The organism is Extensimonas vulgaris, from assembly GCF_003337425.1.
Lineage (GTDB): Bacteria > Pseudomonadota > Gammaproteobacteria > Burkholderiales > Burkholderiaceae_C > Extensimonas > Extensimonas vulgaris.
This window is the reverse complement of sequence record NZ_QPJU01000001.1, coordinates 74,727-88,651: the sequence shown is the minus strand read 5'-3', so window position 1 is coordinate 88,651 and position 13,925 is coordinate 74,727. Positions and strand designations below refer to the sequence as shown.

Below are 13,925 nucleotides of genomic sequence, written 5' to 3'. Positions count from 1 at the left end.
ACAGGTTCTAGACCATGACCGCATTGCGCAGCCGCATCCTGGTCGTCGAGGACGAGGCGGAAATCCGCCACTTCGTGCGCCTGGCGCTGGAGTCCGAAGGGCATGAGGTGTTCGAGGCCGACAGCGTGAAACGCGGGCTGATCGAGGCCGCAACGCGCCGCCCGGACCTGCTGGTGCTCGACCTCGGACTCCCCGATGGCGACGGCGTGGAACTGGTGCGCGCGCTGCGCCAGTGGTCGGCCGTGCCCGTGCTGGTGCTTTCGGCGCGCAGCCAGGAGGCAGACAAAATCGCCGCACTCGACGCCGGCGCGGACGACTACCTGGTCAAACCCTTCGGCGCCGGCGAACTGCTGGCGCGCGTGCGCGCGCAGCTGCGCCGCCATCTGCAGCAGTCTCCCGCAGGCGAACCGGTGCTTGTGTTCGGCGACATCCGCATCGACCTCGTGGGGCGCGTGGTGGCGCGCGCCGGCCAGACGCTGCACCTCACGCCCATCGAATACAAACTGCTCACCTATCTGGCAGCGCAGCCGGATCGGGTGATCACGCACCGCCAATTGCTCAAGGCCGTCTGGGGCCCGGGCCACACCGAAGATACCCACTACGTGCGGGTGCACATGGCCAATCTGCGCAAAAAGATCGAACAGGTGCCAGCGATGCCCAGGCATCTGCTGACCGAAACCGGCGTGGGGTATCGCTTCAAGCAGTGAATACACAGCGTAAATCTCAGATTTACGGCTTCTTTCAACCCAGATTGTTCATTAGGACGCGGGATGATGGTGAGGCGGCTGGCGTGGCAGTTTGGTCGCGGGTGAGAAGTCCATGGCCGGTGCCATGGACGCCGAAGCCGCGGCCAAAATGACCGGCAGACGTCCGCCAACGCCCGCGTAGGTGCGAAGCACCGCCTAATGAACAATCTGGGTTCAAGCGTAATCCGCTATGTTTTACGAAGCATTCAGCAGCGTCTCCAAAGAGTGCAGTTCTGAGGTGCTGTCATGCAGCCGACATTAGACTGACACCGTCACGTCATGCGAGGCAACCACACTGGGACGACGAAAAGCCATATCCCCCGCAAAGGGCCTGGTTTTTACGTTCGATCACCGCCATCCCAAGGAGAGTTGTCCATGAACGAGTTGCCCAGCCCCACGCTGCCCCTGTCACCGATTTCCTTGCCCAGGGGGTCACTTCACCGCCCGGGCCATGGGGATGGTGCGGCGCAGCCTGCGTCTGCGGGCAAAGGGATTGAAGTGGCGTGGGCGCGGCACCTCGATGAAGTCCGCGCGGCGCAGCGGCTGAGGTACGAGGTGTTCGTGCGTGAAATGGGCGCGCGCCTGGCGACGCCCGTGCCCGAGCACGACATCGACCTGTTCGACGACTATTGCGAACACCTACTGGTGCGCACGCAGGACTCGCAGGAGGTCATAGGCACCTACCGCGTTTTGACCCCGGCGCAGGCGCGGCGCGTGGGCAGCACCTACAGCGACACCGAGTTCGACCTCACGCGCCTGCGCAGCCTGCGCGCGCGCATGGTGGAGCTGGGCCGCAGCTGCGTACACCCCGATTTTCGCCAGGGCGGCGTCATCATGGCGCTGTGGGGCGCGCTCGGCGACTTCATGGTGCGCAACCAGCTCGACACCATGATCGGCTGTGGCAGCATTCCCATGATGCACAACGGCGTGGCCGGCGGCGACGTGGCCGCGAGCATCTGGGCGCAATTGCGCCAGACGCATCTTGCGCCCATCGAATACCAGGTGCGCCCGCGGCTGCCGCTGCCCGTCGAGCAGCTCGACACCAGCCTGCAGGTCGAGCCGCCCGCGCTCATCAAAGGCTACCTGCGCATGGGCACGCGCGTGCTCGGCGCGCCCGCGTGGGATCCGGACTTCAACACCGCCGACCTGCCGCTGATGATGCGCCTGGCCGACTTGCCCCAGCGCTACCGCAAGCACTTTCTGGGGGCCTGATGCGCGCTGCGTTCGACGCCCACGACGTCTGGAGCGCCGGCATGGCCTACTCGACGAACGAAGCTGCTGGCGCACGTACCGCGGACGATGCGCCCGCAGAGTCCGCGCCAGCGCAGCATTACCGCGCGGTGTTCATCTCCGACCTGCACCTGGGCACGCCGGGCTGTCAGGCGCACGCCTTGCTCGATTTTTTGCGTCACCATTCGAGCGATTACCTCTACCTCGTGGGCGACGTGGTCGATGGCTGGCAGCTGCGGCGCAAATGGTTTTGGCCGCAGGCGCACAACGACGTGGTGCAAAAGCTGCTGCGCCGCGCACGCAAAGGCTGCCGCGTGGTCTTCGTGCCCGGTAACCATGACGAATTCGCGCGCGCTTTCGTCGAGCACGCGTTCGGCGGCATCGAAGTCGCGCAAGACGCCGTGCACCTGACGGCCGACGGCCGCCGGCTCTGGATCACGCATGGCGACTACTTCGACGGCGTGATCCAGTGCGCCAAGTGGCTCGCCTACGTGGGCGACAACCTCTACGAATTCACCCTCAAGCTCAACCGCTACCTGAACACGCTGCGTGCGCGCCTGGGCCTGCCGTATTGGTCGCTCTCGGCCTACCTCAAGGGCAAGGTCAAAAAGGCCCTGAATTACGTGAGCGACTTCGAGGCCGCCGTGGCGGCCGAGGCGCGCCGGCGCGGCTACCAGGGCGTGGTCTGCGGCCATATCCACCGCGCCGAAATGCGCGAGATCGACGGCATTTTGTATTGCAACGACGGCGACTGGGTGGAGAGCCGCACGGCCTTGGTCGAGCATCTGGACGGGCGCCTCGAATTGCTGCAGTGGCCAGCGCGCAACCAATCCCGCGAGCGGCCCCCCGCCATGCCCGTGCAGGCATGAGGCCCGCCGCACGCGCCGTGCCGCTGCGCTGGTGTGTTACGGTGCACAGTGAAGTATGAGCACGACTTGCGCAAATCGGGTCAGGCAAGGCGCGCGCCGCATGGCAAATTTGCAGCATCCTTGTTTGCGCAAGTCCAGATGACTTGTCACACGACCGTCATCTTGCCGCTCGATACTCGCTGTTTCGGCATTTTTTGTTCGACTTCGTCTGTCATCCGATGAAACCTGCCCCAGCAACCTCCACGCCTGCACCAACCACGGACGCCGTCGCTGCCGCCCGCCCTGCAGACGCCGAGGAGCGGGGCGAGGCGCCGGGTGCGAAGGCGGCGCCCGCGCCTCGATCGCGCACCGCCGCATCGGCAGCGGCCCCGCCGGTCACCTTGCTCGACCGCGACCACAGCATCCTGGCGTTCAACGAGCGCGTGCTCGATTGGGCCGTGCGCGACGATGTGCCTTTGCTCGAGCGGCTGCGCTTTCTCTGCATCGTTTCGTCGAACCTCGACGAATTTTTCGAGGTGCGCGCCGAGCCGCATGTGAACGCGGTCAAGCACGGTGAGACCAAAGGGCCCTACACCGTGGCCACGTTCGAGGCGCTTGCGGCCAAGGTGCACGACCTCGTGGCGCGCCAGTACGCGCTCTACAACCAGGTGCTGGTGCCGACATTCGCGGCGCATGGCATCCGCATTCTTGCGCACAGCGAGCGCAGCGCCGCGCACAAGCGCTGGGTGAGTGCCTATTTCCGGCGCGAGGTGCGCCCGCTGCTCGTGCCCGTGGGGCTCGATCCGGCGCACCCGTTTCCGCAGGTCGCGAACAAGTCGCTGAACTTCATCGTGCGCCTCAAAGGGCGCGATGCTTTCGGGCGCGAAAACGAGGTGGCCATCGTCAAGGTGCCGCGCGCGCTGCCGCGCATCGTGCGCATCCCCGGTGACAACCCCAAGCAGATGCTGTTTGCGAGCATCTCGAGCATCGTGCGCGCGCACCTCACGGATCTTTTCCCCGGGCGCGAGGTGACGGAGTTTTCGCAGTTTCGCGTCACGCGCCACTCCGACCTCGCGCTCGACGAGGAAGACGTGCGCAACCTGCGCACGGCCTTGCGCCAGGGCTTGCAGCAGCGCAATTACGGCCAAGCCGTGCGGCTCGAGGTGTCGGCGGGCTGCTCGAAGTTCCTGGCGGATTTTTTGCTGCGCCAGTTCGAGCTGCCCGAGGCCGCGCTGTACCGCGTGCATGGGCCCGTGAACCTGGTGCGGCTCACGCAGCTCGTCGATTTGGTGAACGATCCGGCGCTGCTGTTCCCCCCCTGGAACCCGGTGTGGCCGCACCAGCTCGTGGCGGGCACCTCGATTTTCGAGCAGCTGCGCGCGCGCGACGTGCTGATCCATCAGCCTTTCGAGAGCTTCGACAGCGTGCTCGCCTTCCTGCGCGAAGCCGTGGAAGACCCGCAGGTGCTCGCGATCAAGCAGACCATTTACCGCACCGGCGGGCGCGACTCCGAACTCATGCGTCTGCTCGGCGAGGCCGTGCGCCGCGGCAAAGAGGTCATGGCGGTGGTGGAGCTCAAGGCGCGCTTCGACGAAGAGGCCAACATCAACTGGGCCGAGGCGCTCGAAGCAGTGGGCGCGCAGGTGGTGTATGGCGTGGTGGGGCTCAAGACGCACGCCAAGATGCTGCTCGTCACGCGCCGCGAGGGGCGCCAGCTGCGCCGCTATGGCCACCTTTCGACAGGGAACTACAACGCCCGCACGGCGCGGCTCTATACCGATTTGGGCTACTTCACGGCGGACACGCAGATCACGGCCGAGATGGACGGCGTGTTCAACCACCTGGCGAGCCAGAACCGCCCACCGCGTCTGCGCAAGCTCATTCTTGCGCCCTTTCACCTGCAGCGGCGCTTGCTGGCTTTTGTCGAGCGCGTAGGCCAGGCCGCGTGCCGTGGCGAGGACGCGCGCATCGTCGTGAAAATGAACGCGCTCACCGACGAGGCGCTGATCCATGCCTTGCTGCGCGCCGGCCAGCAGGGCGCGCGCATAGACCTCATCGTGCGCGGTGCGTGCATGTTGCCCGCGCAGGTGCCGGGCGTGAGCGACAACATCCGCGTGCGCTCTATCGTCGGGCGCTTTTTGGAGCATAGCCGCGTGTTTTACTTCCGTGCCGGGCAAGAGGAAGACTTGTACCTCTCGAGCGCCGACTGGATGAACCGCAACATGCTGCGCCGCGTGGAGCTCGCCTGGCCGGTGACCGATCCGGCGCTGCGCCAGCAAATCATCGACGAGTGCCTGGTCGCGTATCTGTATGACGACCGCGACGCCTGGACGCTGCAGGCCGACGGCCACTACGCGCGGCCGCCGCACCCGCAGACCGGAAAAGGCGCGCAAAACGCACTGATGGCGCGCTATGGTGCGCTGCAATCCGAAGAAACCGGGTGGTAATGTGATGGACTTGATTCTCTGGCGCCATGCCGAGGCCGAGGATGCCGCCGAGGGCATGGAGGACGTGGCGCGCGCCCTCACGCCGCGCGGCGAAAAACAGGCCGAGCGCATGGGTGCCTGGCTCGACCGGCAACTGCCGCAAGGCTTGCGCGTGTTGGCCAGCCCCGCACGGCGCACCGAACAGACGGCGCAGGCGCTGGGCCGCAAATTCAAGCTGCGCGCCGAGCTGCTGCCCGGCGCGAGCGCGCAAGACGTGCTCGAACTTGCGCGCTGGCCCGAGGCGCGCGGGGCAGTGCTCATCGTCGGCCACCAGCCCACGCTGGGCCAGACCATTGCCGAGCTCATGGGCATGCGCGCGGGCGAATGCGCGGTGCGCAAAGGGGCCGTGTGGTGGTTGCGCTACCGCGAGCGCCAAGAGCGCGGCGAGACCGTGCTGCTCACGGTGCAGTCGCCCGAATTTCTTTGACCCTGTGTCTGTACCGTGGGGGGCAGGCGGCGGCGCTGAGCTGCGCCGGGGATTGCGATGGGTGTTGCGGTAGGGTATTGCGGTAGAGGGGCGCCACCTACAATGCCGACTCCTCCTGTCCCTCTGGTTTTCCCGACCCCATCGGAACGAAAGGCCCGCCCGTGCAAGTGAATCCTGCGATTTTCAAAGCCTACGACATCCGCGGCATCGTGCCCACCACCCTCGACGAAAACACCGCGCGCGGCCTCGGGCGCGCCTTCGGCATGGCGGTGCGCGCGCAAGGCGAGGGCACGGTGGCCGTCGGGCGCGATGGGCGCCTGTCGGGGCCGGCGCTTGCTGCGGCGCTGATTGCGGGCCTGGTCGATGTGGGGCTGCAAGTGATCGACGTAGGCATGGTGACCACGCCCATGCTGTACTTTGCCGCGGCCACGCTGTGCAAGAGCGGCATCCAGGTCACTGGTAGCCACAACCCGCGCGACCACAACGGCTTCAAGATGGTGCTCGGCGGCCGCGCGATCTACGGCGAGGACATCCAGGCGCTGCGCCGTTCCATGGAATCCGAGACTTGGCAGCTCGTGCCCGGCGGCTCGGTGCGGCAGGTCGATGTGCTGCCGGCCTACACCGAGCGCATCGTCGGCGACGTGCGCCTTGCACGGCGCATGAAGATCGTCGTCGATTGCGGCAATGGCGTCGCGGGCGCTTCGGCGCCGGGGATTTTCCGCGCGCTGGGCTGCGACGTGGTGGAGCTCTTTTCCGAAGTCGACGGCAGCTTCCCGAACCACCACCCCGACCCGAGCAAGCCCGAAAACCTGCGCGACCTCATCGCCGCTTTGCAGGGCAGTGACGCCGAGCTGGGCCTGGCCTTCGATGGCGACGGCGACCGGCTGGGCATCGTCACCAAGGGTGGCAACAACATCTTCCCCGACCGCCAGCTCATGCTGTTTGCGCAGGATGTGCTGCAGCGCGTGCCGGGCGGTGCGATCGTGTTCGACGTGAAATGCACGCAGCGCCTCGCCCCCGCGATCGTGGCCGCAGGCGGTGTGCCCGTGATGTACAAGACCGGCCACTCGCTCATCAAAGCCAAGATGCGCGAGATCGGCTCGCCCCTGGGCGGCGAGATGAGCGGCCACATCTTCTTCCAAGAGCGCTGGTACGGCTTCGACGACGGCACCTACGCGGGCTGCCGCCTGCTCGAGATTTTGAGCCGCAGCCCCGACCCCAGTGCCGTGCTCGATGCGCTGCCCACGAGCTATGCGACGCCCGAGCTCAACGTCGCCTGCGCCGAGGGCGAGCCGCACCGCATCACGGCCGAGCTGCAGGCGCTGGCGCCGCAGTATTTCGGCCCGCCGGCGCAGATCAACACCATCGACGGCCTGCGCGTGGACTGGCCCGACGGCTTCGGCCTGATCCGCGCGAGCAACACCACGCCCGTGCTGGTGCTGCGCTTCGAAGGCCACACGCCAGAGGCGCTCGCGCGCATCGAGGCCGACATGCTCGCGCTGCTGCGCCGCGTCAAGCCCGATGCGCAGATTGGCGCCGCTGCGCATTGAGCGCGGCGCACGCCTTGGGTTGAATCGTTGCAGCAGCGCAGACGCGCAGGCGCGCAGGCGATGGAACTCGCTCCCGCACCCATGCCGCACCCCGTAATTGCCTGGTGCGCGCTGCGCCTGTATTCCATGCTGGTGTGGGCCGCCCAGCCGCTGCTGCGGCGCAAGCTGCGCCGCCGCGCCCGCGCCGAGCCCGGCTACGCGCAGGCCGTGGGCGAGCGTTTCGGGCGCTATGCGCCAGAGATCGTGCGCCAGCTGCAGCAGGTCGAGCCGGCGCGCGCCGACGCGCCCTTGGTCTGGGTGCATGCGGTGTCGCTGGGCGAAACGCGCGCTGCGGCCATCCTGGTCGCGGCCTTGCGTGCGCGCCTGCCCCATATGCGATTGCTGCTCACGCACGGCACCGCGACGGGCCGCGCCGAGGGCGCGAAGCTGCTGCAGCCCGGCGACGTGCAGGTCTGGCAGCCGTGGGACACGCGCGCCGCCGTGCAGCGCTTTTTGCGCACCTTTCGCCCCGCGCTTGGCATCCTCATGGAAACCGAGGTCTGGCCGAATCTTGTCGCGGGCTGCAAGGCGCAGGGCGTGCCGCTCGTGCTCGCGAATGCGCGCCTCAACGCCAAGTCGTGGCGCGGCGCACGGCGCTTGCGCGCGCTCGCCGTGCCCGCCTACCGCAGCCTCACGGCCGTGTGGGCGCAGAGTGAGGCCGACGCGCAGCGCCTGCGCAGCCTGGGCGCGCCCGTGCAGGCGGTGCTTGGCAACCTCAAGTTCGATGTGCGCCCCGACGCTGCGCAGCGCGCGCTCGGCCAAGCGTGGCGTGCGCACCGCCCGCGCCCCGTCGTCATGCTCGCGAGCAGCCGCGAGGGCGAGGAGGCCATGTGGCTGCAGGCCGTGGCCCCGATTTTTGAGCGAAAAACGCCTCTAGCCAAGTCGCATCAAGCACAAGCAGCTATCACTTCAGAAGTAACTGCGATGCCCTCAGACCCCGCTGCGCAGGTGCAATGGCTGATCGTGCCGCGCCACCCGCAGCGCTTCGACGAGGTGGCTGCGCTGCTCGAAGGCGCGGGCTTGCGCGTCGCGCGGCGCAGTTCCTGGGCGGAGGCGCCCGCGCCCGCAGACGTGTGGCTCGGCGATTCGCTGGGCGAGATGCAGGCTTACTACGCGCTGGCGGATGTGGCGCTGCTCGGCGGCAGCTTTGCACCGCTCGGCGGCCAGAATCTGATCGAAGCCGCGGCCTGCGGCTGTCCCGTGGTGCTCGGGCCCCACACCTTCAACTTTGCCGAGGCCGCGCAACATGCCTGCGCTGCCGGCGCCGCGCTGCGCGTCGCTGACCTGCGCGAAGGAGTGCAGGCAGCCTGTGCGCTCGCGCTCGATGGCCCGCGGCTGGAACAGGCGCGGGCGCAGGCGCAAACATTCGCGCAAACCCACCGCGGCGCAGCCGAGGCCAGCGCGCAGGCCGTGGTCGCATTGCTCGAGCGCAGCCAGGCCAAGCCGCGCTGAGATGTAGCCGCCGCGTGTTGCATCCGCCCCGCGGGTGAATGGGGTGACTTGTCTTGTATTGCGGTTACGATGGGCAGCCCCCACTTCTTGGGGCGAGAAAACCAACAAGAGGAGCGGATCATGGATTCCAAGCAGCGTTGGAACGCAACGTACTGGCTGATCGCCTTGCTGGCAATGTTTGCCTTGCAGTCGATCTGGCAGACGCGCCAGATCGAGCCCGTGCCGTACAGCGAGTTCGAAAAAGCGCTCGCCGATGGCAAGGTGGCCGAGGTGGTGATCGGGGAGCGCACCCTGACCGGACGCCTCAAACAACCCGAGCCGAATGGCAAGACGGTGATCGTGGCGACGCGCGTCGAGCCCGATCTGGCAGAGCAATTGTCCAAATACAACGTCACCTACACGCGCGTGGTCGAAAGCACGCTGCTGCGCGACATCATCAGCTGGGTCGCGCCGGCGGCGGTGTTTTTGGCGCTGTGGTACTTCGTGTTCCGGCGCATCGCGGAAAAACAAGGCGGCATAGGCGGCTTCATGAGCATAGGCAAGAGCCGCGCCAAGGTGTACGTGGAGCAGGACACGGGCGTGCATTTTTCCGACGTGGCCGGCGTCGATGAGGCCAAGGCCGAGCTGCAGGAGGTCGTCGCTTTTCTCAAAGACCCCAAAGGCTACGGGCGGCTGGGCGCGCGCCTGCCCAAGGGCATTTTGCTCGTGGGCCCGCCGGGCACGGGCAAGACGCTGCTCGCCAAGGCCGTCGCGGGCGAGGCGGGGGTGCCGTTTTTCTCGATCTCGGGCTCGGAATTCGTCGAGATGTTCGTGGGCGTGGGCGCGGCGCGCGTGCGCGACCTGTTCGAGCAGGCGCGGGCCAAGGCGCCGGCCATCATTTTCATCGACGAGCTCGACGCGCTGGGCCGCGCGCGCGGCGCCGCGGGACTCGTGGGCGGGCATGACGAGCGTGAGCAGACGCTGAACCAGCTGCTCGTCGAGCTCGACGGCTTCGACAGCTCCTCGGGCCTGGTGCTGCTGGCCGCGACCAACCGCCCCGAAATCCTCGACCCGGCGCTGCTGCGCGCGGGCCGCTTCGACCGGCAGGTGCTCGTCGATCGGCCGGATAAAAACGGGCGCGTGCAAATCCTCAAGGTGCACGTGCGCAAGATCAAGCTCGATCCGGCGCTCGATCTGGAACAGGTGGCGGCGCTGACCACGGGTTTTTCGGGTGCCGACCTGGCCAATCTTTGCAACGAGGCCGCACTGTGTGCGACGCGGCGCGGCGCCGAGCTCGTCACGCTGGCCGACTTCACGGCCGCGATCGAGCGCATCGTCGCCGGGCTCGAAAAGAAAAACCGCGTGCTCAACCCGCACGAGCGCGAGGTCGTGGCCTGGCACGAGATGGGGCATGCGCTGGTGTCGCTGGCGCTGGTGCGCGACCAGGCCATCCACAAGGTGTCCATCATCCCGCGCGGCATTGGCGCCTTGGGCTACACCCTGCAGCGGCCCACGGAGGATCGCTTCTTGATGACGCGGCCTGAGCTCGAGCACAAGATTTCGGTGCTGCTGGGCGGGCGCGCGGCAGAAAAGCTGGTGTTCGGGCAGCTCTCCACGGGCGCGTCCGACGACCTCGCCAAGGCCACCGACATCGCGCGCGACATGGTCACGCGCTACGGCATGGTCGAATCGCTCGGCTACGTCGCCTGGGAGCCGCCGCGCGCGCAGTTCCTCGACGTGCCGCAATACGGCCCGAGCGGCCCGCAGGCCAGCCAGGCGACCTTGCAGCAGATCGACGAAGCGATCCGCACCATCGTGATGCAGGCGTTCGACGTCGCCACCGACATCCTCACGCGCAACCGCCCCGTGCTCGAGCGCTGCGCGCACGAGCTGCTGCAACGCGAAACACTCGACGAGGCCGCCTTGCGCGAGCTCACGGCGGACTTGCAGCGCTGAGGCGAGGGGGACGAATGTGGGGCTAGGAGCCTGTCGGACTTTGGGCGTCGAAAGCGAGAATGCGCCCCAGCGAGACCAGTTTTTGCCGGATTCGCCGCCCCATAGCGGGACTATGGGGCAAGAAGACGGTAAAAAATGGGCCGCTGCGGCGCATTCGCAGCCGACGATTCCAAAGTCCGACAGGCTCCTAGAGGTGCCCCACTGACGACGGGCTATCTGTCACGCCTCAAGGGCGCATCGAGACTACACGAGCCGATGCGCGGGTGATGGCTAATTGACTTACGCAAACAAGGATGCAGCGAGGTGTTCTGCCATGCGGCGAGCGCCTTGCCTCACCCCATTTGCGTGAGTCGTGGGCTATTTCACGCCTTGGCCTAACTTGTGGCCGTTGATTTCCACGCCGTACAGATTGATGCCGTCGTCGGCATGAAAGCGTTTGCGTGTTTCGTCGATGTCGCCATTGACCAGGCGCGGGTCTTGCGGGCGCTCGTGCGAGTTGATGTAGGCGGCCACGTCCCAGGCCTCTTGGTCGCTCAAAGTCTCACCCTTGCCCAGGGGCATGTTGTGCTGGATGAAGCCTGCGGCCGTGTTGATGCGGTGCATGCCAGCCCCCCAGTTATAGGAGTTTTTTCCCCACAGTGGCGGAAACACCGTTGTGCCCCCCACTTTCTGCCCTTCGCCGTTGGTGCCATGGCATAGTGCACATTGTTTTTCATAGACGAGCTTGCCACGTGCGATGTCGTACCCGCCTTTGGGTGGCGGCGGCTCGGAGAAGCCGCGTCCCTCTAGAGGCTTGCCAATGGGTGCGTTGGTGGAGAGCCAATAGGCATAGGTCGTCAAGGCAGTGAGGATTTCACTGTCGGCAGCGGGCACCTTGCCGTTCATGCTGAACTCGAAACAACCCTGCATGCGCTCGACGAACGTATTGACCTTGTTGTTTTTCTTGCGATAGGCGGGGTACATGTTGTAGGCGGCCCAAAGTGGCGCCGAATTGGGTTTGCGGCCGCGGTCGAGATGGCAGTTGACGCAGTTCAGGTCATTGCCCACGTAATTTGGCAGCAAAGCCTTGGTGTTCATGAACAAGTCCTGTCCACGCCGCACCAGGTCACCAAAGGCGTTCGAAGGAATGCTCGACTCTGGCGGCGGCTGGAAATAAGTCGTGCTCGCAGGTGCCTTGGTGTCGGCGGATGGGGCCGGTGCCGAGGCCGCCTTGCTGGCAGAGGGATTCGCATGGGTGCTGTCTGCCGCGTGTACAACGCCAACAGCCAGCATGAGCAGCAAGGGTGCATGAAAACGCCGATGTAGGCCCCGTTGGCGGAGCATGGGCAGGCAGGGAAATGGTTGTCTCATGGCTGGAATCCTTTTTTGCGATCAGGCGCCGACATCTTCAGCGCAGGCGGTGGTGCTGGCTGGCGTCGAAGGGCTCTTCGGTTTCACCGAGTCCGGCGAAATATTCCGCGACGGCTTTGACTTCGGCAGGTGTCAGGCTTTGAGCAATGTGAGCCATCAGGCCATTGGGATCGTTCGCGCGCGTGGGGGGCACTGCGGGCACGGCTTTGGTCTTGCGCGTGGCCGGTATGGCTGGCGTGCCGCGCCAAGCGTTGAGCTGGTTTTCAATGTAAAGCGCGGATTGCCCTGCCAGCGGTGGAAACACGCTGCCTACGCCCACGCCATTGGGGCCATGGCACAGCACGCATTCGGGAATGTTGCGTTCCCACGCGCCGCGCAGGGCGAGCCAAGCACCTGTGCCCGGTTCGGGGCGTTCGATCGGTTCGGCTTTGACGTTGACCTTGGGCATGCCCGCGTAGGCCCGAGCGACGGCGGCGACTTCTTCGTCGCTCAAGGCCTCGGCAATGGGTTGCATGACGGGGTTTTTACGCCGGCCCGCCTTGAAATCAGCCAATTGCTTGGCAATGTAGGCTTCGGGCAGCCCAGCCAGGCGTGGAAAGCCGCTGGCAGCCATGCCTTTGCCGTCAGCGCCGTGGCAGGTCATGCATGGCGGGGCTGACGGGTTGGCGCCACCTTTTTGCATGATGTCCATTCCATCTGCCGCCAGTGCCAGCAGGGGCAACAGGGCCGCCAGGCCTAAGACGTGTTTTTTCATTGGTCTGTCTCCTTTCAGGGCTTCCGTGAGGGTTTTTCCGGCTCGTGCGGCTTTTGTCTGGTCATTGGGGTGCGGGCGCCACGGCATTCGCGTCGGCACGTTCTGGTGTGGGTGTTGCCGCAGCGTGCTCTGGCTGGAGATAAAAGCGTGGATAGTGCTCGCGCACGGTGTTGCCGCGCCGGTCCCAGCCTACGCATTGGTCGAGAAAGCGCGGCGGCTCGTCGGGGTGGGCGGCGGCAAAGCTCTCCGAGATGGTCTGGAACGTGGCCGTGGCAAGGTTGAACAGCAGCTCGCGCAGGTGCGTGCAGCTGGCTACGCCGCCAAGGTTGTGCTGGATCGCCTGGCGCCAGCCGCGCCCCATGCTGCAGCCCACCATCTTCTGCAGCGCCGCGACGGCTTGCGGGCATTCGGCGACCGGCACGCTGTCCATGGAGGCTTCGATGGCTTGCACGACCAGCTGGTCGTTCACCGTCACGCGCAGCGACATGTGGTGAATGGGCGTGCCGGCAGGGCGCATGCCGCCGGTGCGCAGGTTGCGTGTGGCGATGGGTTTGACGTCCTGCAGTTCGCCTTCGATGTCCCACAGGCCGTCTTCGCGCTGGTAGCCGTGGTAGACGACGGTGCGGGTGTGTTGCAGGGTACGGGGGCAGGAAGGAGGGCTCAAAGGCATGGCAAACGTTTTCGATTCGGCAATTGAAAGGCGGACAGCGCGTGCGGGGCGAGGGTGCGGGTGGGATCACGGCACAGCGCGTTGCGCCAACCCCAAGGCCGCGGCGCAAGGAGATGCCGGGAACCGCTGAAGCAAAAAAGCCGCAGACCCTCTGCCCCAAGACCTTGCACGTGACGAATTGTCCTGTTGCACCGCGGGCTCTGGCCGCGCGGGGCGGCGATGCGCTGCGAATTGTGCGGCAAGCACGGGTTTTGCGCTGGCGGCTGCGCACATGGGCGGGTGTCGCGCTCGTTCGGCGGCCGCAAAATGCTTCCAAAAAAGAAGCTGCTAGCAGCCTGTCGGACTTTGGGCGTCGAAAGCGAGAAGGTGCCCCAGCGAGTCCAGTTTTTGCCGGATTCGCCGCCCCATAGCGGGACTATGGGGCAAGAAGACGGTAAA

11 protein-coding genes are annotated in these 13,925 nt (G+C 66.2%); 8 read left to right on the top strand and 3 right to left on the bottom strand.

What is annotated here, in order from left to right; translation table 11 throughout:
• Positions 1-14: 14 nt before the first annotated feature.
• The 8 genes from kdpE to ftsH all read left to right on the top strand — a co-directional run bounded on the left by kdpE (position 15) and on the right by ftsH (position 10,713).
• Positions 15-707, top strand: coding sequence for a two-component system response regulator KdpE (kdpE, locus tag DFR45_RS00370; protein WP_114481738.1), 693 nt, complete (start codon positions 15-17; stop codon positions 705-707).
• A 414-nt stretch (positions 708-1,121) separates the two neighbouring features.
• Positions 1,122-1,958, top strand: a complete 837-nt coding sequence (locus DFR45_RS00365) for a GNAT family N-acetyltransferase (protein WP_114482159.1) — start codon at positions 1,122-1,124, stop codon at positions 1,956-1,958.
• On the top strand, positions 1,958-2,845 hold the full coding sequence (locus DFR45_RS00360) for a UDP-2,3-diacylglucosamine diphosphatase (protein WP_114481737.1): 888 nt from the start codon (positions 1,958-1,960) through the stop codon (positions 2,843-2,845). Before DFR45_RS00365 ends, DFR45_RS00360 begins: the two co-directional genes overlap by 1 nt.
• 218 nt (positions 2,846-3,063) lie before the next feature.
• On the top strand, positions 3,064-5,271 hold the full coding sequence (gene ppk1, locus DFR45_RS00355) for a polyphosphate kinase 1 (RefSeq protein ID WP_114481736.1): 2,208 nt from the start codon (positions 3,064-3,066) through the stop codon (positions 5,269-5,271).
• A 1-nt stretch (position 5,272) separates the two neighbouring features.
• Positions 5,273-5,737 (top strand): SixA phosphatase family protein, encoded by a 465-nt coding sequence (locus DFR45_RS00350; protein WP_114481735.1) that lies wholly within the window; start codon positions 5,273-5,275, stop codon positions 5,735-5,737.
• Positions 5,738-5,898: 161 nt separating this feature from the next.
• A complete protein-coding gene (locus tag DFR45_RS00345) occupies positions 5,899-7,287 on the top strand; it encodes a phosphomannomutase/phosphoglucomutase (protein ID WP_114481734.1) in 1,389 nt (462 codons plus the stop codon).
• A gap of 60 nt (positions 7,288-7,347) precedes the next feature.
• Positions 7,348-8,778 (top strand): 3-deoxy-D-manno-octulosonic acid transferase, encoded by a 1,431-nt coding sequence (locus DFR45_RS00340; RefSeq protein WP_241659329.1) that lies wholly within the window; start codon positions 7,348-7,350, stop codon positions 8,776-8,778.
• Positions 8,779-8,898: 120 nt separating this feature from the next.
• Positions 8,899-10,713: an ATP-dependent zinc metalloprotease FtsH gene (gene ftsH, locus DFR45_RS00335; RefSeq protein ID WP_114481733.1), complete on the top strand. Its 1,815-nt coding sequence runs from the start codon at positions 8,899-8,901 to the stop codon at positions 10,711-10,713.
• Between the two features lie 357 nt (positions 10,714-11,070).
• Here ftsH and DFR45_RS00330 read toward each other — a convergent pair whose 3' ends face one another.
• From DFR45_RS00330 to DFR45_RS00320, 3 genes are all read right to left on the bottom strand, one after another.
• Complete coding sequence (locus DFR45_RS00330) at positions 11,071-12,036, bottom strand: c-type cytochrome (protein ID WP_199755290.1); 966 nt, start codon at positions 12,034-12,036, stop codon at positions 11,071-11,073.
• Positions 12,037-12,100: 64 nt separating this feature from the next.
• Positions 12,101-12,817, bottom strand: coding sequence for a c-type cytochrome (locus tag DFR45_RS00325; RefSeq protein WP_114481732.1), 717 nt, complete (start codon positions 12,815-12,817; stop codon positions 12,101-12,103).
• Between the two features lie 61 nt (positions 12,818-12,878).
• A complete protein-coding gene (locus DFR45_RS00320; RefSeq protein ID WP_114481731.1) occupies positions 12,879-13,487 on the bottom strand; it encodes a DUF2889 domain-containing protein in 609 nt (202 codons plus the stop codon).
• Positions 13,488-13,925: the final 438 nt, after the last annotated feature.

What these genes read in the sequence shown, in the direction of transcription:
- kdpE (WP_114481738.1), top strand. Translation starts at nt 15, where the DNA reads ATGACCGCATTGCGCAGCCGCATCCTGGTCGTCGAGGACGAGGCGGAA.
- DFR45_RS00365 (WP_114482159.1), top strand. Translation starts at nt 1,122, where the DNA reads ATGAACGAGTTGCCCAGCCCCACGCTGCCCCTGTCACCGATTTCCTTG.
- DFR45_RS00360 (WP_114481737.1), top strand. Translation starts at nt 1,958, where the DNA reads ATGCGCGCTGCGTTCGACGCCCACGACGTCTGGAGCGCCGGCATGGCC.
- ppk1 (WP_114481736.1), top strand. Translation starts at nt 3,064, where the DNA reads ATGAAACCTGCCCCAGCAACCTCCACGCCTGCACCAACCACGGACGCC.
- DFR45_RS00340 (WP_241659329.1), top strand. Translation starts at nt 7,348, where the DNA reads ATGGAACTCGCTCCCGCACCCATGCCGCACCCCGTAATTGCCTGGTGC.
- ftsH (WP_114481733.1), top strand. Translation starts at nt 8,899, where the DNA reads ATGGATTCCAAGCAGCGTTGGAACGCAACGTACTGGCTGATCGCCTTG.
- DFR45_RS00330 (WP_199755290.1), bottom strand. Translation starts at nt 12,036, where the DNA reads ATGCTCCGCCAACGGGGCCTACATCGGCGTTTTCATGCACCCTTGCTG.
- DFR45_RS00325 (WP_114481732.1), bottom strand. Translation starts at nt 12,817, where the DNA reads ATGAAAAAACACGTCTTAGGCCTGGCGGCCCTGTTGCCCCTGCTGGCA.
- DFR45_RS00320 (WP_114481731.1), bottom strand. Translation starts at nt 13,487, where the DNA reads ATGCCTTTGAGCCCTCCTTCCTGCCCCCGTACCCTGCAACACACCCGC.